The 23,182-nt window shown below is 38.2% G+C and carries 16 protein-coding genes and 1 pseudogene; 2 read left to right on the top strand and 15 right to left on the bottom strand.

What is annotated here, in order from left to right:
• From BkAM31D_RS01105 to cobA, 5 genes are all read right to left on the bottom strand, one after another.
• Window positions 1-1,794, bottom strand: coding sequence for a BglG family transcription antiterminator (locus BkAM31D_RS01105; protein ID WP_257391621.1), 1,794 nt, complete (start codon window positions 1,792-1,794; stop codon window positions 1-3).
• Between the two features lie 202 nt (window positions 1,795-1,996).
• Window positions 1,997-3,445, bottom strand: a complete 1,449-nt coding sequence (locus tag BkAM31D_RS01100; protein WP_066159353.1) for a PTS mannitol transporter subunit IIBC — start codon at window positions 3,443-3,445, stop codon at window positions 1,997-1,999.
• Window positions 3,446-3,721: 276 nt separating this feature from the next.
• Entirely contained in the window at window positions 3,722-4,048 is a 327-nt protein-coding gene (gene nirD / locus BkAM31D_RS01095) for a nitrite reductase small subunit NirD (RefSeq protein ID WP_066159350.1), read from the bottom strand.
• A 16-nt stretch (window positions 4,049-4,064) separates the two neighbouring features.
• A complete protein-coding gene (nirB, locus tag BkAM31D_RS01090) occupies window positions 4,065-6,536 on the bottom strand; it encodes a nitrite reductase large subunit NirB (protein ID WP_066159348.1) in 2,472 nt (823 codons plus the stop codon).
• Window positions 6,511-7,992, bottom strand: coding sequence for a uroporphyrinogen-III C-methyltransferase (gene cobA, locus BkAM31D_RS01085; protein ID WP_066159344.1), 1,482 nt, complete (start codon window positions 7,990-7,992; stop codon window positions 6,511-6,513). Before cobA ends, nirB (BkAM31D_RS01090) begins: the two co-directional genes overlap by 26 nt.
• Window positions 7,993-8,429: 437 nt before the next feature.
• Here cobA and BkAM31D_RS24105 point away from each other — a divergent pair, with 437 nt between their 5' ends.
• Window positions 8,430-8,921: an MFS transporter gene (locus BkAM31D_RS24105; RefSeq protein ID WP_257391620.1), complete on the top strand. Its 492-nt coding sequence runs from the start codon at window positions 8,430-8,432 to the stop codon at window positions 8,919-8,921.
• On the top strand, window positions 8,897-9,961 hold the full coding sequence (locus BkAM31D_RS01080) for an MFS transporter (protein ID WP_257391619.1): 1,065 nt from the start codon (window positions 8,897-8,899) through the stop codon (window positions 9,959-9,961). The genes BkAM31D_RS24105 and BkAM31D_RS01080 overlap by 25 nt, the downstream gene beginning before the upstream one ends.
• 258 nt (window positions 9,962-10,219) lie before the next feature.
• Here BkAM31D_RS01080 and nasC read toward each other — a convergent pair whose 3' ends face one another.
• The 10 genes and pseudogenes from nasC to BkAM31D_RS01030 form a co-directional block, all read right to left on the bottom strand.
• A complete protein-coding gene (gene nasC / locus BkAM31D_RS01075; RefSeq protein ID WP_066159339.1) occupies window positions 10,220-12,358 on the bottom strand; it encodes an assimilatory nitrate reductase catalytic subunit NasC in 2,139 nt (712 codons plus the stop codon).
• Window positions 12,359-12,385: 27 nt separating this feature from the next.
• Window positions 12,386-14,731 carry a nitrite reductase large subunit NirB gene (gene nirB, locus BkAM31D_RS01070; RefSeq protein WP_066159336.1) on the bottom strand — a complete coding sequence of 782 codons (2,346 nt, stop codon included), beginning with the start codon at window positions 14,729-14,731 and terminating at the stop codon, window positions 12,386-12,388.
• A gap of 225 nt (window positions 14,732-14,956) precedes the next feature.
• On the bottom strand, window positions 14,957-15,808 hold the full coding sequence (locus BkAM31D_RS01065; protein WP_066159333.1) for an alpha/beta fold hydrolase: 852 nt from the start codon (window positions 15,806-15,808) through the stop codon (window positions 14,957-14,959).
• Between the two features lie 125 nt (window positions 15,809-15,933).
• On the bottom strand, window positions 15,934-16,725 hold the full coding sequence (locus tag BkAM31D_RS01060; RefSeq protein WP_066159330.1) for an endonuclease/exonuclease/phosphatase family protein: 792 nt from the start codon (window positions 16,723-16,725) through the stop codon (window positions 15,934-15,936).
• A gap of 3 nt (window positions 16,726-16,728) precedes the next feature.
• Complete coding sequence (locus tag BkAM31D_RS01055; protein WP_066159325.1) at window positions 16,729-18,372, bottom strand: PTS transporter subunit IIBC; 1,644 nt, start codon at window positions 18,370-18,372, stop codon at window positions 16,729-16,731.
• Window positions 18,373-18,632: 260 nt separating this feature from the next.
• Window positions 18,633-19,820 (bottom strand): MFS transporter, encoded by a 1,188-nt coding sequence (locus BkAM31D_RS01050; protein ID WP_066159322.1) that lies wholly within the window; start codon window positions 19,818-19,820, stop codon window positions 18,633-18,635.
• A 320-nt stretch (window positions 19,821-20,140) separates the two neighbouring features.
• Entirely contained in the window at window positions 20,141-20,977 is an 837-nt protein-coding gene (locus BkAM31D_RS01045; RefSeq protein WP_066159319.1) for a YitT family protein, read from the bottom strand.
• 59 nt (window positions 20,978-21,036) lie between these two features.
• Window positions 21,037-21,762, bottom strand: a complete 726-nt coding sequence (locus tag BkAM31D_RS01040; RefSeq protein ID WP_085449711.1) for a P-II family nitrogen regulator — start codon at window positions 21,760-21,762, stop codon at window positions 21,037-21,039.
• Window positions 21,734-22,483 (bottom strand): annotated as a pseudogene (locus BkAM31D_RS01035) (DUF1538 domain-containing protein). Before BkAM31D_RS01035 ends, BkAM31D_RS01040 begins: the two are co-directional and overlap by 29 nt.
• Window positions 22,480-23,172, bottom strand: coding sequence for a DUF1538 domain-containing protein (locus BkAM31D_RS01030; protein WP_066159311.1), 693 nt, complete (start codon window positions 23,170-23,172; stop codon window positions 22,480-22,482). The pseudogene BkAM31D_RS01035 and the gene BkAM31D_RS01030 overlap by 4 nt, the downstream one beginning before the upstream one ends.
• Between the last annotated feature and the right edge of the window lie 10 nt (window positions 23,173-23,182).

Genomic DNA, 23,182 nt, shown 5'->3' with positions numbered 1-23,182 from the left:
CTAATCCCCAAGCTCTTCTCTTTTCAACAAGGCTTTCACAACATCTTCACTGTTTGTTAAGACGTTATGTTGATATAGAGATTCACATAAATTTTGCAATATCGCTTCAAGATTTCTCTTTTCTTCTACAGTTATCAATTCAAAGCCATTTAAGATCGTTAAAATGGTCTCACTATATTCCTTGATTTGACTTACTCTTGAAATGGTTTTCTCTTTAGTCGATAACGTTTCAATCACCATGTCATCTTGTGACTTTTCCTTGTTTGCAAGTAGGCTTTGTCTATATCCAGCAATGTATGCTTTTATCTTCTTTACTTCATCTTCTGGCAGAAATGGATCGACCAAAATATACTTTTGATCAATATTGGGAATTCGTACAGTCGATAGAATTAGATCATATTCACTTCTATTCATTTGGTGAAGCTCAAATAATGATACATTTCGTACTTCTTTAATTGAAGGCACTTCTTTTTTCAGCCTCGTTGCCAGCATTTTAGATGTACCAATGCCACTCGAACAAACAACAAGCGCTTTTATCGATCCCTTTTCATTATTACTCAGTAAGACCGCTCCAAAATGAAGAACTAAGTAGCCCACTTCCTCCTCTGGTACTTGCAAATCAGAGAAGATCGTTTGTACACCGTCTCTAACAATCGAATACAACTCTTTATAATCACTCTTAATTTTCGCAAGCAACGGATTGGTAATTCCCATATTTTGTTTAATCCGAAAAATCGCTGGACTTAAATGTGCGACTAGTCCCTGTAATAAGGAATGATTGTCTGTTAATGCTCGTCCCGTTCTTCTTTCAACAAAATCGATAAGGCTTTTTGCTTTCAAGGCAATCTGAAGGCTCGTATCTTCTATTAAATACTCACTGTCATGCCTTAACTTCGCTCCACGCAAGTGCATCGTAATATAACCGACTTCCGCTTTAGGAATCTGAGTTTGGAATGCCTGTTGTAATTTTTCAATGATTTTCTCAGCGATCTTAAATTCTGCCGTGTTTTCAAGCCTTGCTAAATATTCGTGGTCAATTGAGATATTCTCACCTCTTACAATTCGCTCCATCGCCAATGCCAAGTGAACAACTAAACCCATATAGGCACTATCAGCAATCGAGTAAGGAAGCTCTTTATTCATTTCTTCAACCACTTTTTCAACGATGAGTAAATTCCGTTTATCAACTAAACCTAATAAACGCTCTGAAACAGAATCCTTTTGCAAAGTTGACTTCTTTTGTATGTTCTCTCTAATGAGCGATAGTAAGTCAAATTCATCAACATGTTCAGAAATAATTGAACTCATCGCTTTGCGTTTGGCGACTTCATCGCCCGTTATTTCGACACCATAGCCCCTTTTCCTAACAAGTGAAAGATTGTTATAATTCATCAATTGTTCTTCTACTTTATTTAGGTCATTGCTTACGGTCGCAATGGTGACGTTTAAGTCATTGGCAAGAGCAACTAGTTTTACAGGCTCAGAAGCTTCAAGCAAGGAACAGGCAATAATTGTTTGACGTTCTTCCGGAGAATATTCATTATGAATTAAATTAAAGAGAAACATTTTTAATTGGTCAATGTGTTCGTCATCTCCCAGAATATGAATACCCACACCAGACTTCTTGATTAGCCTAAGATCATACTCTTTTAAAATGTCTTCCACACCTTTAAGATCACGGTGAATCGTTCGAACACTAACATCTATTTCACTAGCAAGATCCTTTACTGTTATTTCACCTTCTGTTGAAAGTAACTTTTCCAATATCTGTCTTTCCCTTGCTGTAATATACATATTCTCACCCCGCTCCCTCAAATGGATGATGACAAAATTAAAATAATATAATCATATTCTTATCATAATCGAGCTATTTTATCTCTTCAATCAAAGGAAAATCCACTTTCGTCTATTTCATTGTTGCCATTTTTAAATAGCAAGACGATTCACTTCAAAAGAAATGGAGGGCGACAGCACGTTGTCACCCTCCATTAATTAATTACTTCAACTTTGCAATTAGCTCATCATATTTAGGACTGTTCAAGAAATTCTCAACCGAAATATGAACAGCTGTTGGTAGCTTTTCCTTCGCACGGTCTGTTAAATCCTTGTGAGAAATGACAACATCGGCATCAGCTGGAATATTCGTAATGGACGTGTTTGTAACATCAATCGTTAATCCTGCTTTTTTCACTTTGTTTCTTAAAATTGATGCACCCATCGCACTTGAACCCATACCGGCATCACATGCAAAGATAATTTTATTAACACTCTCTTTTTCCAACTCTTTTTGTTCTACTTTCTCTGTTGCTTCAACTTGAACTTGGTCATCTTTAACTAAAGCAGATGCTTTACTTTCTTTCCCTTTAAGTGCAGACGTTTGAGCTGCAGCCTTTGTAAGATCCTCATCACCCGTTAACTTTGATCCTTTTAAAATAATAGAAGCAATTAAGAACGATACAGTTGTTGCTACTAGTACACCAGCGATTACTGCTAAATAACCACCTCTTGGAGTCATAGCTAAAATGGCAATAATACTTCCTGGTGATGGTGCCGCTACAAGTCCACCATTGAATAATAAAATAGTGAAAACCCCTGAAGCTCCCCCTGCAATCGCAGCTATAATAAGAGCTGGTTTCATTAAAATATAAGGGAAGTAAATTTCATGAATTCCACCAAAGAAGTGGATAATTGTTGCTCCTGGTGCCGTTTGCTTAGCCATTCCCTTTCCAAAGAACATGAAGGCAAGCAAAATACCTAGCCCTGGTCCAGGGTTTGATTCAAGCAAGAATAAAATTGACATACCTTCTCTTGCTGCTTGTTCAATTCCAATTGGCCCTAAAATACCATGGTTGATCGCATTGTTTAAAAATAATACTTTGGCTGGTTCAATTAAAATACTTGCAAATGGTAATAAATTGTTTGAAACAAGAAAATTAACGCCTGTCGCAAGTGTTTGGTTTAAACTATAGACAACAGGCCCTACACCAATATAAGCAATAAGAGTTAATGCCCCTCCAATAATTCCAGCTGAGAAGTTATTAACTAACATCTCAAATCCAGACTTCACTTTGTTCTCCATTACTTTATCAAACTTCTTAATGAGCCAACCACCGAGCGGTCCCATAATCATAGCTCCTAAGAACATCGGGATATCCGCACCAACAATAACCCCCATTGTTGCAGTCGCCCCAACAACACCACCTCGTACATCGTACACCATCTTACCACCTGTATAACCAATTAAAAGCGGTAACAGAAACGTTATCATTGGTCCAACGAGTTCAGCTAAGTTTTCATTTGGATACCACCCCGTTGGAATAAATAACGCAGTAATAAGACCCCAAGCAATAAATGCTCCAATATTCGGCATAATCATGCCGCTTAAAAAACTACCAAAGCGTTGGATCTTCACTTTGACATTTGAATTTGAATTAGTTGTTGCCATTTTGATCTATCTCCCTTCTACATGAAGTTCTTCATTAGTTGTTCCTCTTTCTATCTTTATAATAAAACGGTTTCAGTGCGGAATCCATCTATAGAAAAGCTTCTTTTGTCACTGTCATTGTTGCCATTATTAAAGTCATACATGTAATATTGCTTGTTTACAATAACAGAAGTCAGCTCAAACTGCCGACCGAAACACAAACACAATAACAAAACAACCTTTCAAACTTTTCATACAAGCAAAAGGACCCACTAAAAAGCAGGTCCTCTACATTTACTAATCTACAAATATATATACTTTCTCTCCAACGATTTCTACTTCATACTTTTTCACACAACCAACATCCGGTGCTTGCACTTGACCATCTTTCATATTAATCTTCCAATCATGTAGTGGACAGAATACATGTTCACCACTTACGATTCCTTCTGAGAGAGGCCCACCTTTATGAGGGCAGCTATTTTGAATGGCACTAACCGTTCCACCTTTTTGTTTAAATAAAGCAATTTCTTCTCCTGAAACATTTACCCGCTTACCAATGCCAACAGATAAGTCTTGCAACGCTGCTACTTCTACTCGTTTCAATTGGTCTACTTTGCTCATACTCTAGCTCCCCCCATTAAGACAATACTTCTACTTGCTTTTTCTTAAATTCCTTTTGTAACTCCTCATTTTCAACAATTTCTTTCCAAGGGTCTTTACCTGTAGAAAGGGCGATCTCCATTCTATTAATTAGTGATTTACGTCCTTCCTCATCTTCAAGAATCACTTGCTTCATCTGATCTAAGCCAACTCGTTCAACAAAGTGAGACGTACGTTCTAAATATCTAGCATTTTCTCTGTAATATTGCATAAAGGCACTGATCGTATCTATTATTTCTTCTTTCGTTTTTACTTTACAGAACAAGTCCCCACCGCGAAGGTCTACTCCGCCGTTACCGCCGACATATAATTCCCAACCACCATCTACTCCGACAACCCCGAAATCCTTTATACCAGACTCAGCACAGTTACGCGGACAAGCCGAGACAGCCATTTTCACTTTATGAGGCGTATTAATATACTCAAACTTCTTCTCAAGTTCAACGCCTAATCCAATGGAATCTTGTGTACCAAATCTGCAAAACTGTTCCCCAACACATGTTTTAACTGTTCGAAGTGCCTTCGCATAAGCAGAACCAGAACGCATACCTAAATCGCTCCAAACATTCGGTAGATCTTCCTTTTCAACCCCAAATAAGTCAATTCGCTGTCCTCCCGTTATTTTTAAAAGAGGTACATTATATTTATCTGCTACATCAGCAATCTTTCTTAATTGACCTGAGTCGGTTACACCACCGTACATCCTAGGTACAACCGTGAAAGTTCCATTATGATTAATGTTGGCATGGGCACGTTCATTAATAAATCTAGATGTTGGGTCATCAGCGTTTTTGATTGGATCAACCATCTTTAAATAGTAGTTAATGGCCGGTCGACATTTTGAGCAGCCTTCATCAGACTCCCACCCTAGCACATTCATTACTTCTCGAGGGTGACTGAGTCCAAGCTCACGAATCTCAGCAACAACTTCTTCATGTGTGTATTCGGTACAGCCACATAACGGTTCTGGCATATTGCCCACTTCTTCTCCAGTTGTCAATGTTAGAAGGTCTGCAATAAGTGGTTTACAGCCTCCGCACGAGCGCCCTGCTGTTGTACATTGTTTCACTTCTTCAACTGTTGTAAGCCCATTTTCAGTAATAGCTGAACAAATTGCACCTTTTGAGATTCCGTTACAGTCACATACATTATCTCCATCTGCCATCGCCACAACTGGACTTACTTGTGCCTCTCCACTCTCAGATGGTAAGAGGGCTACTTTACTCATCGCAGAAATATCATCACCATTTCTCATCATGCTTAACAAACGAGTAGAGTCAGACGTATCGCCAAATAAGACAGCTCCAACAACTTTGTTATCCTGAACAACAACCTTTTTATAAATGCCTTCAAATTCGTCATGGACACGAATCGCTTTTGTTTCTTTGCTATCTTGGAAATGTCCCGCTGAGAATACGTTGACTCCAGAAACCTTTAATTGGGTATAAACAAGAGAGCCTTGATATCCATGCTCGAGAGACTCGTTTTCAGAGCAAATATGAGCTGCTAATACTTTGCCTTGTTCATAGAGTGGAGCGACGAGGCCGTATGCAATTCCTCTATGTTGCGCACATTCCCCAACCGCGTAAATTTGATTCACATTAGTCTGCATAAAATCATCTACGACAATGGCTCGTTCCGTTGTTAGACCCGCCTCTTGGGCAAGAGCAATATTCGGTTTAATTCCAACCGCCATAACAACTAAGTCCGTCTCTAGACTTGTTCCATCAGTAAATTCAATTCCTTGAACACGATCTTTTCCGAGAATTTGCTTCGTGTTTTTCTTTAGATGAAATCTCATCCCTTGCGCTTCCAGTTCTGTTTTCAACATTTTTCCGGCCTGTTCATCCAATTGTCTTTCCATTAGGAAATCAGCAATGTGAATGACATCAACCTCCATGTTTAAATTTAGCAATCCTCTTGCTGCCTCTAATCCTAGCAATCCTCCTCCAATGACAACTGCTTTTTTATGCTTTTTCGATGTTTCAATCATCGTTTCACAGTCTTTAATATTCCGGAAAGCAATAACCCCTTCTTTATCAGCACCTGGCAATGGAAGCATAAAGGCATTTGACCCTGTTGCAAAAATCAATTTATCATAGGAACGTTCCAACCCATTTTGGCTATAAACGACTTGCTTTTCTGCATCAACTTTTACAATTGGGTCTCCTGTTAAAAGCTCAATATGATTCTCCTCATACCAGTTATAATCATTTAACACAATATCATCAACGGTTGAATCTCCTTGCAAAACGGAAGACAACATAATTCGGTTATAGTTCGGATGAGGTTCTTCTCCAAATACGGTTATCTGAAAACGACTTGCATCCTTTTTTAAAATCTCTTCAACTGTCCGTATTCCCGCCATACCATTTCCAATTAGCACGAGTTTCTCAGTCACAGTCCATCTCTCCTTTATCTCTTTAACTTTCTTTTGCAAGTACCCCATCTTCTAGTGCAGCAATGATGCCTGAGACATCTTGTGTTTCAATACATTTATCAACAAATACTTTTTTCGCTTCTACAATTGACGCTAATACTCTTCCAACACAAATGACTTTTAGATTGCTCATAATCTGTTCTTTTGAGATTCCACTTAGCTCTACAAACTTTAAGAAATGAACCACTTCAGAATGATTAGTCAGAAGAAGGATATTAACATGATGCTCATCTACTAATCGGTTAAAAGCTTCTCGATCTTTGTCTGCTGCTTTCTGTTTACTTAACATGAATGCCTTCATAAATGAAGAATATCTATATTGATCTCTCACACTCTCTATCTCTAATTCTCCACCTATTAAAATCATTGACTCTGTCTTTTTCTTTCTAAGGATTCGAGATTGAATTCCTACCATCTTTAATGTTTCTTTTACTTCTTCATTAATTGCTGCAAACGATGCACCAATCTCCCGAAGATCGATTCCATGTTTCCCTATAGCTCGGAGAAATTGGTGGACACTTTTTGAAGAAAGTAGTACAAGTTCATGTTCTTGCGAGAGATGTTTTAACGATTCAAGAGCCTCATTGTTTACAATGGGATCTTCAGTTAGAAATTCATGTTCAAATACATCGGCTCCACTATCCTTCAAATTTTGCACCCATTCTCTATTCGCCTTTGACTTTGATGGGACAATAATGCCCCTTCCTGTTAAAGGCCTTTGGTCAAACCAAGCTAAGTTTGCTCGGAGTTTTACAACATTTCCAATCACAATAATAGCTGGGTTCGTCACTTTTGCCTGTTCTACCTGATTAGCTAGCGTGGCAAGTGTTCCTTCAATCGTTCTTTGTCTGCTATAAGTCCCCCACTGTATAACTAAACCGGCTGTACCCTCATCTCTTCCGTGTTCTATTAATTGAGAGGTTATCGTCCTTATATGCTTTACTCCCATATAAAAGACAATTGTCTCAACTCCGTTTGCGAGGTTCGCCCAGTCAATGTTTGGCGTTCCATCCTTCTTACTACCATGACCTGTTACGACCGCAAAAGAATTTGAATGTTTACGATGAGTGATAGGGACACCTGCATACATTGTTGCTGCAATTCCTGCTGTTATTCCAGGAATAACTTCATAGTTAATATGATGGTCTGCAAGCAGCTCGGCTTCTTCACCAACTCTTCCAAAAACAGAAGGATCACCACCCTTTAACCTGACAACGGTCTTGCCTTTTCTAGCATGGATTAAAATCTCTTTTTGAATATCTTCTTGTCGTAAAGTGTGTTTACACGGTTGCTTTCCGCAATAGATCAACTTTGCGTCCTTTTTTACATTCGTTAACAAAAAAGGGTTGATTAAACGGTCAAATATAACAACATCGGCCAGTTGCAGTGCACGCTTTCCTTTTACGGTAATGAGATCCGCATCCCCCGGCCCAGCTCCTACAAAGTAAACCATTCCTTTATTCATTCATCACTCCCCTTTGTTATTGATTTGCAAATAACGCTTTGATTTATATGTTTTATCCTAAACCAATATCTAGGATGCATGTTATAACCTGTCAAATTTTCTAACACTCTTTTTTGTATCTATTTCAAATATTCAGATCTCACTGGTAATTAGACATCACTTAATGTCAATCCAATCGGAATTGATGCTACTCAAGAACTGCTCCTATGAAGGGTATTTTCAACTTCTTCTAAAAAAACTGCGTTATATTTTATATCAAAGAGTCAGACAATACGGAAAAGTACATGTAACAATAAAACTATATTTCAGATACTTGTTACACGAGGGAGGCAGCTGCTTGATTTTAACTTTTACTAGAGCTTAAATATCAAACATTGAAAACGAACCGATGCCATTTTTCTATTAAAAAAAATTGTCCTTAAAAGGAGTGGTAAGTAATGACAGTTTCAGATATCTTCAAATTCAAAAGTGAACGAATTAAAGTTTTACATTTCACCTGGTTCGCTTTCTTTGTTTCTTTTTTCGCTTGGTATAGTATGGCGCCTTTGGCTACAACGATGATGGATGATATGGGTTGGTTAACTCCACAGCATATCGCTGCACTTGGTATTTGTAATGTTGTCTTGACGATTCCTGCTCGTGTGTTGATTGGGTCATTATTAGACAAATATGGCCCTAGAATTGTTTATTCAGCGCTATTAATTACCATGTCTATTCCAGCCCTCGTCTTTGCATTTGGTGATACTTGGGCGCAATTAATGATCTCCAGGTTAATCCTTGGATCAATCGGAGCTAGTTTTGTCATTGGAATCCGTATGGTAGCTGAATGGTTTCCTCCGAAGCATGTCGGGTTTGCAGAAGGCATTTATGGGGGCTGGGGAACTTCGGTTCTGCTGCAGCTGCAATGTTATTACCTTGGTTCGCACTAACTCTATTAGGTGGAGACAATGGCTGGAGGTATGCGTTAGCCTTAACGGGAGTGATCTGTTTCGTATATGGAATTATCTATTATCTATGTGTGAGAGATACTCCTGAGGGAAAAGCATTAGTCAAGCCGAAGAAAACATCCGCACTTGAAGTTAGCAGTTGGGGCGACTTAGTGCAGTTAATCTTCTGGACGATTCCTCTTGGTGGTGCACTAGCCGTCAGCGCGTGGCGCTTAGAAGGTCTCGGTTTTATTTCAAATGAAGCCTTGTATATCATTTATGCAGTCATTCTGCTTGTCGTAATCTATCAAATCTACAATATCTTAATCGTTAATATCCCTAGACTGAAACAAGGTGTACCAGAGGAAGACAAATATAAGTTTAAAAATGTTGGAGCGTTAAATAGCACCTACTTTGCCAATTTCGGTGCCGAACTTGCGATTATCTCGATGCTACCTATGTTCTTTCAATTAACATTTTCTCTCACAGCTGCTCAAGCTGGCTTAATTGCAGCATCTTTTGCTTTTGTTAACTTAATTGCCAGACCATTAGGCGGTGTCCTCTCAGATCGCATGGGAAGTCGTAGAAATGTCATGTTAGTCTATATGTTTGGTATTTCCATTGGACTAGTATTAATGGGCTTGATGAATTCTAGTTGGCCACTTGTTCTGGCAATTGCGATAACCGTTCTTACATCTATGTTTATTCAAGGGGCAGAAGGAGCAACATTTGCTGTTATTCCGATGATTAAAAAGCGCTTAACAGGGCAAATTGCGGGAATGTCTGGAGCTTATGGAAACGTAGGGGCAACAATCTACCTTACACTTTACACTTTTGTTACTCCTCAACAATTCTTTTTCATTCTAGCTAGTGGCGCGTTTGTTAGTTTTCTTATTTGTTACTTCACATTAGAAGAGCCGAAGAACTCTTTTGCTGATGAATACTACTTAACAGATGCCGAGCGCCAGCAGCAGGCAGATGTCGATGCAACACTTGCCAATCAAACACTAGAGAAAAAAGCTTTAGCGAAAAAGGCACAATAAAAGTAAGGAGCGACTAAAAGCTAGCTTGAGTTACTCAAGCTAGCTTTTAGTTTGTGAAAAAGTTTTCGTAAACGTTATTGCTTTAGACTATGCTTTATCCTCTTAGTAAAATGGTTTCTGCTGGATATAGCGGTAGGGGCGACACCCCATAGGCGTAGCCGAGGAGGCTTAGCACCTCCCCGCAAAAAGCGAGTGGCTGGAGACCAATGGAACGAACACGGCACACTCAAGTTCACAAAGTATGTGATAACAGCGTATTTAATTCGCAACTGGAGTTATTTTCACAGCACTTACTTTAAACCCTGGCATTCTACAAGTAGGGTCTAATTTCTTTGAGACAAGTCGATTAACATTTTGAGAATCAGCCCAATGAAACGGTACAAAAACCGTATCCTTACGAATCGCTTTTGACCATTTACTCCTTACGATAATAGATCCTCTTTTCGATTCAATTTTAACAAGCACATTGTCTTTGATCTGATATTTTTCAGCAGTGGATGGGTGGATCTCCATGTACGATTCGAATTCTCTAGCTGCGAGAGTTGAACTCTTTCGCGTCTGAACACCGGTTAAATAATGAGACATCACCCGACCTGTTGTTAAATATAACGGAAACTCTTGATTTGGTTTCTCCTTTGGGATCTCAGGAGCAATCGGAACCGGTACCATAATCGCTTTTCCATCAGCATGAGCGAACTGATTCTCAAACAGACGCTCCGTGCCAGGATGATCGTCATCAGGACAAGGCCATAGAATGCCTTTTTGTTCTCTTAATCGATCATAGGTTATCCCCGAGTAATCAGCAATTCCACCACGACTTGCCTCTTTCAACTCATTAAATACTTCTTCCGGAGAGGAAAACGAAAAGTATTGTCCTTTTCCTAAAGCTTGTGCAATTTCACATATGATTTGCCAATCATGCTTCGCTTCACCACGAATAGAAAAGCTAGCTTCTCTAAGCGTTACACGACCTTCTACATTCGTCATAGTGCCAGGTGTTTCTAAATAAGATGTCGTCGGTAAAATTAAATCAGCTAATCTAGCAGTCTCAGATACAAACATATCAACTGCTACTAGAAAGTCCAACTTTTCAATTGCTTGCTTCACAAACTCAGCGCTTGGATTTGAAACAACCGGATTTGAGCACATTAAGAATAACCCCTTTATCTCACCCTCATCCATCTTTTGAATCATTTCAAATGCAGAAACACCTTTTCTCGGTAATTCTTCTTCATCAATACCCCAAACATTAGCAATATATTTGCGGTGTTCATCATTCTCTATTGAGCGGTAACCTGGCAATTGGTCAGCCTTTTGGCCATGTTCCCTTGCTCCCTGACCATTCCCTTGTCCAGTAACAGCACCAAATCCAGAATTCTTTTTCCCTATTTTTCCTGTCGCTAAAAGAATGTTTAAGAAATTCCGGACAGCGATTGAACCGTCTGTCTGCTGTTCTACTCCTCTTGCCGTAAAGATCATTCCTGTCTCTTCTTTTCCAAATACGGTAGCGGCTTTAATGATTTGCTCTGTAGGAACTCCTGAAATCTCGGCAATCTCATCTAACACTAACGTAGAAACGTAATGTTTGACGTCATCAAATCCATTCACCCTTTTTGTTATAAACTCCTCATCTAATAAGTTTTTTTCAATAATCACCTTTAGGAGACCATTTGCTAATGCAGCATCCATACCAGGTTTTACTTTCAAATGTAAATCGGCTAACTTGGTTGTTGCCGTTTCACGAGGGTCAATCACAATAATAAATGCCCCATTCTCCTTCGCCTTTTCAAAATAGGGAATGATCGTTGGTTGACACTCTGCAAGGTTTGTACCAGCTAAAATGATGCACCTCGAGTGTGGAATTTCTTGAATACTATTTGTAAAGCCACGATCCATTCCGAATGTTTGAGCAGCTGCTGAGGCAGCTGCTGACATACAAAGTCGACCATTGTAGTCAATGTATTTCGTGCCTAATGCCACTCGAGCAAACTTACCAAGTAAATAGGCTTCTTCATTTGTAATCGTCGCACTACCATACACAGAAAGGGCATCCTTCCCGTAATTATCTTGAATAGTTGTGAACTTTTCTTTTATTATTTTTATTGCTTTTTCCCACGAAATTCGTTTGAATTCCCCATCTACTTTTAGCATGGGATACTTAATTCGTTCAGTATGAACAGCGTGCTGGTGGGCATTTAATCCTTTAACACATAATCGCCCTTCAGAGGTAGGATTGTCCTTCCCAACAGTTACGTATTTTTTTCGAGTAACAGTCGATTGCTCAATCAGTTGCATCTTACATTGCATACTGCAGAAGGGGCATTGAGTATCATAAATCTTCTCCGTTTGTGCTTCTTTTTGTTTCGTTCGAAAATATCTTAATAGCATCTCGGTCATTATCATCATCCTTTTATTAGCAATAGTTTAGAAATTATTAGTCAAAACCTTCTTATGTTGAAAAGCATCTTCTTCTATTCGACTTAATAGTTGCCACCTTAGATCTCGATCAAATAATACTTCTCGTATATGAAGAAGATTGACGCGATCAACCCATTCCCAAGATCTTTCTTTAAACTTTGCCGTTTCGCGATAGTATTGTATAAAACCAATAACAACTTCATAGACTTCACGGTCTGTTTCTGCGATACAAAGCAATTGACCTTCACGAACATTACGTTCGCTACTTCCTCCTACATAAATCTCCCATCCACGATTAACCTTTATTACACCAACGTCTTTTGTTGTTGAATCAGCACCGTTATGCAAACACGCTGAAATTCCTATTTGTACCCAGTATGGCGTCAGTAGATAATCGGTACTTTTTTCAATCTCAATTGCTAAATCAAGCGCTTGTCGCTTATCACATGAACAAAGAGCTAAGTTGCACGTATGAACACTTTGAACTTTATAAAGATTGTTACTTGTAAATGGAAGCTCCAATGCTAGATAGATAGAATGAAGATCCCGTTCCTGGATGCCCGTGAGCATCAGTCTTTGTCCCCTAGTTAACTCAACTCTCGGAACCTGAAAACGTTCAACCACATCAGCAATCTTCCGAAGTTCATCTGCACTTGTTAGCCCTCCATATAATTGTGGAGTTAGTGAGTAAGTTCCATCATCGTTAATGGTAGCGTACCCCTTTTCATTCCTTACGGTTTCTTTGCTTTCCTCAGGATCAATCATTTGTAAGTAATATTGCAAGGCAGGTAAACAAGTTGGACAGCCACTTTCGCTTAACCAATTCAGTTCTTTCATTACTTCATTTATTGATCTCAAATTCTGCAACTGCATTTGTGAGACAATTTCCTCATCTGTTAAATCTGTACAAGAACACAAAGTTTCCTTCTCAACCACTTCATCAAAGTCATCACTCTGAATGTAAGATAATAAATCAGTAACTAACGGCTTACACCCTCCACATGCGCTAGAAGCCTTTGTACATTTTTTCACCTCATCAATGGTTGTTAACCCTTTAAGCTGACAGGCTTCTATAATGGTTCCTTTTGTCACACCGTTGCAATTACAAATCAGATCTGTTTGCTCCATTACAGCAACCGGAGAACCATTTATGTCTGACGGTTGTAAAAGCACCGCTTTCTCTTCATCTGTAATCACCTTTTGTTTAATAGTCATATCTAACAACTTATTTCCTGATTTTGTATCACCAAATAAAATAGAACCTACTACTTTCTCATCTTTTAAAACAATTTTCTTATAGATACCCGCTAATTGGTCATAGTGCGTTACAATTTTTGTTGTTTCATCGCCGATAAAGTTGCCGACTGAAAAAACATCAACACCAGATATTTTTAATTGGGTTGAGAGAGTTGAGCCATGATAGCCATCTGTTGCTTCCTCACAAAGATGAGCTGCTAATACTTTCCCTTGCTCATACAACGGCTTAACGAGTCCATAAACAATTCCTCGATGCTCGACACATTCCCCAACTGCGTATATATCGGGTTTATTTGTTTGTAAGAAGTCATTCACCATAATCCCTCTGTTTGTTTCAATCCCACTTTCCTTTGCTAGTTGTATGTTAGGTCTAACTCCTACTGCCATGACGATGGCATCTGCCTCTACTTTCGATCCATCTTTAAAGCGAATTCCTTCAACAGAAACTCCACCGATAATTTCTTCCGTTGCCTTTTCTAGTAAAAAATTCATACCCTGCTTTTCTAATTCTGCTTGGAGCATTTTAGAAGCGATTGGATCCAATTGCCTCTCCATTATATGTTTAGCAATATGAACAACATCCACTTCCATCCCAAGATTTAATAGCCCCCTTGCAGCTTCCAAACCTAATAATCCACCACCAATAACAACAGCTTTTTTCTTCTTTTTTGAAATTTCAATCATCTTTTTGCAATCTTCTATCGTCCGAAAGTTAAGCACGCCTTTTTTATCAGAACCTCGTATTGGCAATACAAACGGGTTGGAACCTGTTGCAATAATTAATTTATCAAACGAAACTTCCCTATTTTGATCCGTTACGACGATCTTTTCTTGTTGGTCAATATTGATTACCGTTTCTCCTGTGTACAACTTAATATTATGTTCTTCATACCAGGACTTCCCGTTTATCGTAATATCTTCTATCCTTGTAGCTCCCTGTAATACAGTTGATAATAGGATTCGGTTATAATTGTAATGTGGCTCACGCCCAAACACTGTTATTTCGAACGTATTTGGCTGCCTACTTACTAGTTGTTCAATGCAATTGATTCCTGCCATACCGTTTCCAATTAAAACTACCTTTTGTTTCTTCATTGTAGGAACCCTCCAGATTTTGATATTCTTCTGACATTACCAACTCTTTATATAAAGGTGTATATAACTTACTTGTTATCAACAGATACATCAATTTCATTTTATCTAACACTTAGAAGAAAAATCTTTAACTATGTCAGATGTGCTTACATAGAAATCTGAAGGTTCCATTAAGTTAAATAAAAAGGCTAACCGAAATAAGCTCCAGTTAACCACTACACCCTTTTAAGATTTCAAAAATTCCAAGATCAACTGATTGACTATTAATGGTTGTTCATGCTGTACCCAATGAGTAGCTGAAATCAAAACAAGACTTCCATCTGTACAATATTGAAGACTTCTCTTTGCTAGCCCTTTTGCTAAAAACACGTCCTTTTGTCCCCAAAGTATTTGTACAGGTACTTGTACCTTAGGGCTCTCCGAAATAAGACGAAGGTCCTTTCTTAATGCCCTATACCAATTAATCATGGAGGATATCGCCCTAGAGTTTGACCAGGATTCCTTGTAATTCTCCAACTCATCATGACTGAACGTTCCTTCTTTACTTGTACGTTTTAAGACATTTGCTAATAAAGCATACTTCCTTGCTTTGAGTAATTGTTCAGGAACATTGGGCATTTGAAAAAAGAGTATGTACAAACTTCTTACCCATTGAATTGGAACATAACATTTCATCATAACGAGTGGGTGAGGCGAATTAATAACTATTAATTTATCTACATACTGCCCATGATAAGAAGCCAGATGCCAAGCAACTAGTCCACCCCAATCATGCCCGATAATGCACGCCTTTTCTCGCTTGAAAAATTGAATAATACCAATAACATCTCTCGCTAATTGATCTAATGTGTAGTTCTCTATTTTTTCTGGCTTCTCACTGAAATTGTAGCCTCGTTGATCTGGTACGACAACTCGGTACCCAGCTTTTACTAAAGGCTCAATTTGCTTCCTAAAACCATACCAAAACTCAGGAAAACCATGTAATAAAATGATAAGAGGACCTTTTGTAGGACCACTGACAGCCATATGTATTCTGACACCATTAGTCTCAATTTTTATAAATTCTACTTTAGTCATCGTTACCTCCTAGTACTATCTTTTCCTTAGGAGAAGGGGATGTATTCTAAACATGTTTCGTCACCTATCTTTAATAACAATAAAAAAGCACATCAAAACATTTTGATGTACTTTTTGCCTTATTCTTATAAACTCACTTTTACTTCAAGTCCAAAATGATCTGAAACTATAGGCTTGTTCTTCCCATTGAAGATCACTTTTGATGTGTGAACTGCTAGTTGTTTGTTGCTAAAGATATAATCGATGCGCAAGTTTTGTTTATTTTTCTCCCAACCCGCAATCTTTCCTTCAACCGTAATTCCTTCATCTTTCTGTTGTGCTAATGCAAACGTATCGTAAAAGCCATTTTTCAATACATACTCATAACCTTCATCTTTAAGATGTGCAGCATTATTGAAATCCCCCATAAGAAAAACGATCTCATCTTGATTTAAATTAGTCGATAAAGAATCCATTTGTTTCTTAAAAGGCTCTTCTTCATCATGCCACCAACCTAAATGACAAGAATAAAGAGAGACAGAACGGCCTTTATACTGAATGGTAGCACCTACAATTTTTCTCGTTTTCCAATTATTATTGTCATTTGACTGGCTGACAAAAAAGGAATGCTTCTTCTCGATTTTATGCTTTGTTAAAATGGCAAGACCTTCCTCATACACTTCAAATCCAATATGAGCAAAGTCCCAGAAAAAGTTGTAATTGGTTACCCCTAGCTTCCTGAGCTCGTCTAAGAGAACGAAAACATAATTATCCTTTTTTAGTGAACCGTTTACCACTTCTCCAGTAATCAACTGACTTACTTCTTGCAAGGCAATCACATCATAAGAGTTTTCTTTAATGGCTTCCGCTATCCATTTTATTTTCTCTATTTGATTATCCTCTTGCCATGAATGGCAGTTCAACGTTAATAACTTCATACATTATGCTCCTAAACGATCTTGAATGTCAGACTTTAACACGTCTGCCTTTGGACCATATATTGCTTGTACGCCTTTATCCTTTAGAATTAATCCTAAAGCTCCATTTTTCTTCCACTCTTTTTCATCAGCAACGTTTTTGATATCTTTTACCGTTACACGAAGACGAGTCATACAAGCATCAACATCCTCAATATTATCCTGCCCACCAAGTAATTCGATAACCGTGCTAGCTAATGTTTCTTCCTTATTGGTTCCCGTACTCTTTTCTGTTTGTGCATTTTCTTCTTCTTCAATATAATTTCCTAAACGTCCAGGTGTTGCAAACTTGAATTTTTTAATCATAAAGTTTGCTACGAAGAAATTTAAACCAAAGAATACCACACAAGCTACAATAAAGTTGACTAAGTCTAACCATAATCCCGCTCTAATAATCATCGGCGTCCGTGTTAATAATTCCAGCACACCAAAAGCATGAACTCGAATATCTATAAGGTCGACAACAGCAAATGCAAGTCCTGTCATAATTGCATAAGTTACATAAAGCACAGGTGCCACGAACATGAACATAAATTCAATCGGCTCTGTCACTCCGGTTAAGAAAACGGCTAATCCTGCAGAGAAAAACATAGACTTATATTTTGTACGTTTTTCTGGATCTACATTGCGATACATTGCTAAAGCGATTCCAATTAAAGCTGCGCAAGAAAGAATCATTTGTCCTACTTTAAAACGAGCAGGTGTCACTTCAGCTAATAATGCACTATAAGCAGCCATATCTCCGGCCGCACGAAGGTTATTTAAGTCTGCAATCCAAGCTAGCCATAGAGGATCTTGACCAGCTACAATTTGCCCAACATTTCCACCTGTTAAAATTGTATATGTCCCGCCAAGTTCTGTATAATTCATTGGTACCGTTAACATATGATGCAATCCAAAAGGTAATAACAAACGTTCTAATGTTCCAAATATAAACGGAGCTATAACTGGTGCTGTATCTCTTGAAGTCGCAATCCAACGTCCGAAATCATTTAAATACCCTTGAATAAGTGGCCATACAAAAGATAAAACAATGGCTACTACAATCGACCAAACAATCACGACAAATGGAACAAATCGTTTTCCATTAAAGAACGAAAGAGATTGAGGTAATTTACTATAATTATAGTACTTATTAAAGATAGCTGCTCCTAGGAAACCGGAAATGATTCCGATAAACACTCCCATATTTAACGCAGGTGCCCCTAGAATTCCCGTAAAGTAATCTTGAACAATTAATTCGCTTCCAAAAAATGATGTAACCGTTGCATCAGCGTCACCTAACATTGCATTATTGACACCAAACAAGGCCCCTGTAATACGATTAATTAATATAAATGCAATTAAAGCTGCAAAGGCTCCACCCGCACGCTCCTTTGCCCACGAGCCTCCTATTGCAACTGCAAACAACACATGAAGGTTTCCAATAAGCGCCCAACCAATTTCCTCAACAACCACAGCAACCGTTTGCACAAATGCCAAATCGACATCTACCATACCGATTAATTTACCGATTGATATCATCAAACCTGCCGCAGGCATCACTGCAACTACAACTAGCAAAGCCTTTCCGAACTTTTGCCAAAAATCAAAGGATGTGATCTTCATACTCTTAATCTCCTATTATTATTTTTAGTTTTAGTAAACTTTTAATTCCATGGAATAATCAACTAAGATTAAATTAACATATTTATTCACCTTGCGCAACCGATTGCATAAACTTTTTTATCGCACGATGATTCTCATCTGGCTACTATTGGGACTTCTTCAGAGATGCGTATTTCGCTGTTGCTACTTCTTATAAAAGCTACATAGAAAAAGAGAATGGTTAAATAGAATTGGTTAACCACTCTCTCTGAACATTACATTTAATTACTCTTCCTTAAAAACTTTCTATTCCTTTGACTTAAGACAAACATTGATGAGAAATTAATAAGTAGACAACTTAAAGCAAACAAAGCTAAGAAAACAAACCCTAGACTATAGCTTCCCGTTACTCCGTTGACAACTCCCATAACAAGTGGTGGAAAAAAGCCACCAATTCCACCAACAGCACTAATAATTCCCGTAACTGCACCTGTATTTGTTGGTGAAACCGCTGGAACTAGTTTGAAAACAGCTCCATTTCCTAATCCTAAAAGGATTGCCATAATTACTAAGCAGATGCTAAATAGTTGAAAATGACTTATAAAAACAGCCATTAATGTGGCAAACAAGGTTATACCGCTAAACAAAAAGACGAGTACTTGATTGGCACCGTACTTATCAGCGATATACCCACCTAACGGACGAATAAACGTTGCAACCATCACAAAGCCTGCTACATTCAAACCTGAATCAACTGCACTAAGATGAAATGACTCCTGTAATAACGTTGGCAAGTAGAAGCCAAAAGCAACAAATCCTCCAAACGTCAGAAAATAATAAAGCGAAAGTAACCATGTTGAACGGTACCGTGTCACGGATAGCGATTCCTTTAATGTAATTCCTTTCTTTGACTTCGATAACTCTCTTGTACCAAACCAAAAAATCATTGTCATAATCATAAGAACGACAGCCAAGCCCCAAAAAGCCCATTGTAACCCAAAGTTATTAACAATACTCGGTAGACTGAGAGATGCAATCGCTGTTCCTAAATTACCAATTCCAATTATCCCTAGTACAAAACCTTGCTTCTCTGGCGGAAACCATTTTGTCACATAGGTCACAGCTATTGTAAACGTGGTACCCGCCATCCCGATAAAGAAGCCCCAAAATAATAAAGAGCTAAAGGAGTTTGCAAATCCAGCTGCAATCATTGGAAAAATGGTAAACAACATCGTTATTGTATAAACTTTTCTAGCTCCGTATTTATCTGCGATAATACCAACTGGAATACGCATGAGAGAGCCTAAAATAATCGGCGCTACAATAAGAGAACTTTTTTGAGCTTCACTTAATTGGTAATGTTCTTGAAGAGTATTTGCAATAGGTGAAAACACAGACCAAACAGTAAATGATACAATCATTGCCAGTGTTGATAAAATCAAAACGGAAATCTGTTCTTTCTTTTTCATCCTCTTCCCCCAAACACCATACATTTGTCTTATAATTGTTTACTTTCTAAATAGTTGACACATGTTACATTTTAAATAAGACGATTTTGTTTCTCTATTACCTTGTTAGATCTATTAACAAGGTAATTTAATAAATTAATGCTCCATTCCATATTTTTCACCCTAAAAAAGAGGGCGTATCAAACGGTCTATCTTTGACCTTTTGATACGCCCTCGATTCAATTAAACACCGAATTGCTCATATTAAATGTTTCCTGCTCTCAAGGTGCTAGAATAAAGCTATTATCGTCTTTGTATAAACATTTGGGACAACCCTTTCTCTATTGGTTTAAGATAGATTTCCTCTTTATCCCTGTTGTTTCTGTAACAAATGATGCTTCTAGTATAGCTGTAGGATCAATGGAGAGAACCAATTCCTTTAGTTTCGGATACATAAATCGATCCGTAATACAATATATGATCTTTGATTCCTCTCCTGAAAAACCACCTGTTCCCTGTAGGTAGGTAATTGACATCCCTAATTCCTCTATCAACTGTTGCCCAATTTTATCTGGCTCACTCGCTATGATCATGACAGACTTCCCTTGGTTAATGCCGTCTAAAATGAAATCAATTGTTTTAGATACAATGAAAAAGACAGCAATGGAGAACATCGCTTTTTCTAGAGAAAACACATAAGCCGCCATTGATAAAATAACGGCATTCACTAATAATAAGAATTTACTAATGGCAATATCATATTTTTTATTAATCCAAATCGCAATCATCTCTGACCCATCTATTGCTCCACCTGACTTTACAACAAGCCCAATCCCTACCCCCAACAATAAACCGCCATATAAGACAATCAACACTTCTGATGACGTAATTGCAGGGAATGGACCGAAATAGATTAATGAAATAGACGTAATGATATTTGCGTATATTGTTCGAATGATAAATTTTTTACCCATATATTTCCCAGCAATGAGTAAGGCTGGCACGTTAAGCAAAACAAATACAACAAATATCGGTACTTGAACTAATGCATTCACCATTATGGCAATAGCCGTAACGCCACCATCGACTAACCCATTGGGAGCCAAAATTAACTCAAGCCCCACTGCTACAATAATTGACCCTATTGTGATAGATATGTAGTCTAACAATTTATTCAAGAGATCACCCTTCTACTCTCATTAAATAAATGTTTGATTAAAGGTAATCAAACATTTATTTAATTATTATCACCAATACTTTGATTCACCATTCTATTTAATAAATGGTTAATCCCTATCGTCCTTTCTACTTCTAACACAAAAGCAATCCCTTTTCCTGGTTTGTTCAATTCTGCATGCTCCATGATCATTTCTAATACATCATCAGTCTTATCACGATCGATTAATGTGAGCACTAGTTCCTTTTCAGGCTCAATTGCAATATTAAAAAGCTTTGCCTGTTCATGAATGCCAGTACCTCTTCCATACAAAACCGTTCCTCCTTCTGCCCCGGCCTTTTTGGAAGCTTCTACAACTCTTTCTGAATATCCTTTATTAATAATTGTAACAATCAAATCGTATGAAACTTTATTATCCATTGGAACCCCTTGTTGCTCACTGATATAGTTCTGTAAATTAAGAAGATGCACAATCCCTGCAATCCTTTTCACATCAATAACAAACCCTACACCATTTCCAGGTCTATCTAGCTTTCCAGCTTGCTCAACTGCTTTAAGCACATGGTCAACTTTTTCCTTTGGAATTAATGTTAAAATCATTTCTTTTTCCGGCTCTACACTAATCCCTAGAAATTTCTTTGTCTCATGAATGCCCGATCCTTTTCCATATACGATTGTTCCTCCTTCTGCACCTGCTTGCTTTGATGCTTTTACTACTTTAGATGCCACTCCTTTTTTGACAATCGTAACCAATAGTTTATGAGTCAGATTCAAATGTGCGTTCATTTTCTTTCTCCTTCCGGCCATAAAGCAGACCTAATGTTAACACAGATAAAATTGGTGAAAGAGCAACGAGAGCAATCATACCAAACCCATCAAGTAAAGGATCTCGCCCTTCTAATACGGAGGCAATTCCTACTGTCATCGCCACGATGAATGTAACAGTCATTGGACCCGTAGCTACTCCACCAGAATCAAAAGCAATAGCCGTAAAAGACTTAGTTGAAAATCTCATTAGAACCAACGCTAATAAATAACCAGGAATGATAAAATACCATAATGGAATCCCTACAATCATTCGCAACATGGAAAGAGCAATTGAGAGAGCTACTCCAATTGAAAGAGTATAAAGCATCACCTTTTGAGGAATATATCCCCCTGATACTTTTTCCACCTCATGGTTTAATATACGAACGGCAGGCTCAGCGAAGGTTGCTACAAAACCTAGTACAAAACCGATCGGAATCAAAACCCATAAACGGTCCATCTAACCAAGGATAGTGCCCACCATCTCACCTGCTGGCAAAAAGCCAACATGGACTCCTTGCAGGAAAAAAGCTAATCCCCAAAATGTAAGAAACATACCTTTAAATATATCTAGAAGTTTTTTAAAAGGAAGCTTCAATACAAAAAATTGAAAAAACAAGAAGAAAATTAATAACGGAATTAAAGCAAAGGTGACTTCATAAAGGACGTGGCCAAAGCCTTCAAATATTTTGACGTTCATCCGTAAATCACCCCTAACACTAATACGGCGATAATAGGCCCAATCGACGCTAATGCCACTAAACCAAAGCCATCCGATGAAGCCGACTTACCTCTTAGAACAGATGCCACTCCTACTCCAAGAGCAAGAATAAATGGTACCGTCATCGGCCCCGTTGTAACCCCACCTGCATCAAAGGAAATCGGAACAAAGTGAGAAGGGGTAAAAGCAGCCAATAGAAAAACAATTGCATAGCCACCTACTAACAGATAAGTGATTGGGATGTTTAACATGATTCGTAGCATCGCCAATCCAACAAAAATGGCAACCCCTAATGCAACCGTATAAATTAACACATTGCTTGATACAATCCCGTTAGAAACTAAGTCTACTTGGATCGCCAACACTCTCACATCTGGCTCAGCAACCGTCGCAACAAACCCGAGCAATAAGCCAAAAAAGACAACCAACCACACCTTTCCCATTCGTGGCAGCGCAGCCCCAATCATCTCTCCAATTGGCAATAACCCAATATGTACACCTAATAAAAATAATATTAAGCCAATTGAAACCATTACAACACCAATAAGGAATTGAATAAACATCTCCATTGGCATTCCAATCACCGTGAATTGCAGGATCACAACAACGAATGAAAGGGGCATAATGGCATAAACAACTTCTTTCACCGTATCCTTAATATTTTGCATCCCATCCTCC

The organism is Halalkalibacter krulwichiae, assembly GCF_002109385.1.
Classification (GTDB): domain Bacteria; phylum Bacillota; class Bacilli; order Bacillales; family Bacillaceae_D; genus Halalkalibacter; species Halalkalibacter krulwichiae.
This window is presented reverse-complemented; position numbering and strand designations above follow the sequence as displayed.

What these genes read in the sequence shown, in the direction of transcription:
- BkAM31D_RS01105 (WP_257391621.1), bottom strand. Translation starts at nt 1,794, where the DNA reads ATGTATATTACAGCAAGGGAAAGACAGATATTGGAAAAGTTACTTTCA.
- BkAM31D_RS01100 (WP_066159353.1), bottom strand. Translation starts at nt 3,445, where the DNA reads ATGGCAACAACTAATTCAAATTCAAATGTCAAAGTGAAGATCCAACGC.
- nirD (WP_066159350.1), bottom strand. Translation starts at nt 4,048, where the DNA reads ATGAGCAAAGTAGACCAATTGAAACGAGTAGAAGTAGCAGCGTTGCAA.
- nirB (WP_066159348.1), bottom strand. Translation starts at nt 6,536, where the DNA reads ATGGGGTACTTGCAAAAGAAAGTTAAAGAGATAAAGGAGAGATGGACT.
- cobA (WP_066159344.1), bottom strand. Translation starts at nt 7,992, where the DNA reads ATGAATAAAGGAATGGTTTACTTTGTAGGAGCTGGGCCGGGGGATGCG.
- BkAM31D_RS24105 (WP_257391620.1), top strand. Translation starts at nt 8,430, where the DNA reads ATGACAGTTTCAGATATCTTCAAATTCAAAAGTGAACGAATTAAAGTT.
- BkAM31D_RS01080 (WP_257391619.1), top strand. Translation starts at nt 8,897, where the DNA reads ATGTTATTACCTTGGTTCGCACTAACTCTATTAGGTGGAGACAATGGC.
- nasC (WP_066159339.1), bottom strand. Translation starts at nt 12,358, where the DNA reads ATGACCGAGATGCTATTAAGATATTTTCGAACGAAACAAAAAGAAGCA.
- nirB (WP_066159336.1), bottom strand. Translation starts at nt 14,731, where the DNA reads ATGAAGAAACAAAAGGTAGTTTTAATTGGAAACGGTATGGCAGGAATC.
- BkAM31D_RS01065 (WP_066159333.1), bottom strand. Translation starts at nt 15,808, where the DNA reads ATGACTAAAGTAGAATTTATAAAAATTGAGACTAATGGTGTCAGAATA.
- BkAM31D_RS01060 (WP_066159330.1), bottom strand. Translation starts at nt 16,725, where the DNA reads ATGAAGTTATTAACGTTGAACTGCCATTCATGGCAAGAGGATAATCAA.
- BkAM31D_RS01055 (WP_066159325.1), bottom strand. Translation starts at nt 18,372, where the DNA reads ATGAAGATCACATCCTTTGATTTTTGGCAAAAGTTCGGAAAGGCTTTG.
- BkAM31D_RS01050 (WP_066159322.1), bottom strand. Translation starts at nt 19,820, where the DNA reads ATGAAAAAGAAAGAACAGATTTCCGTTTTGATTTTATCAACACTGGCA.
- BkAM31D_RS01040 (WP_085449711.1), bottom strand. Translation starts at nt 21,762, where the DNA reads ATGAACGCACATTTGAATCTGACTCATAAACTATTGGTTACGATTGTC.
- BkAM31D_RS01030 (WP_066159311.1), bottom strand. Translation starts at nt 23,172, where the DNA reads ATGCAAAATATTAAGGATACGGTGAAAGAAGTTGTTTATGCCATTATG.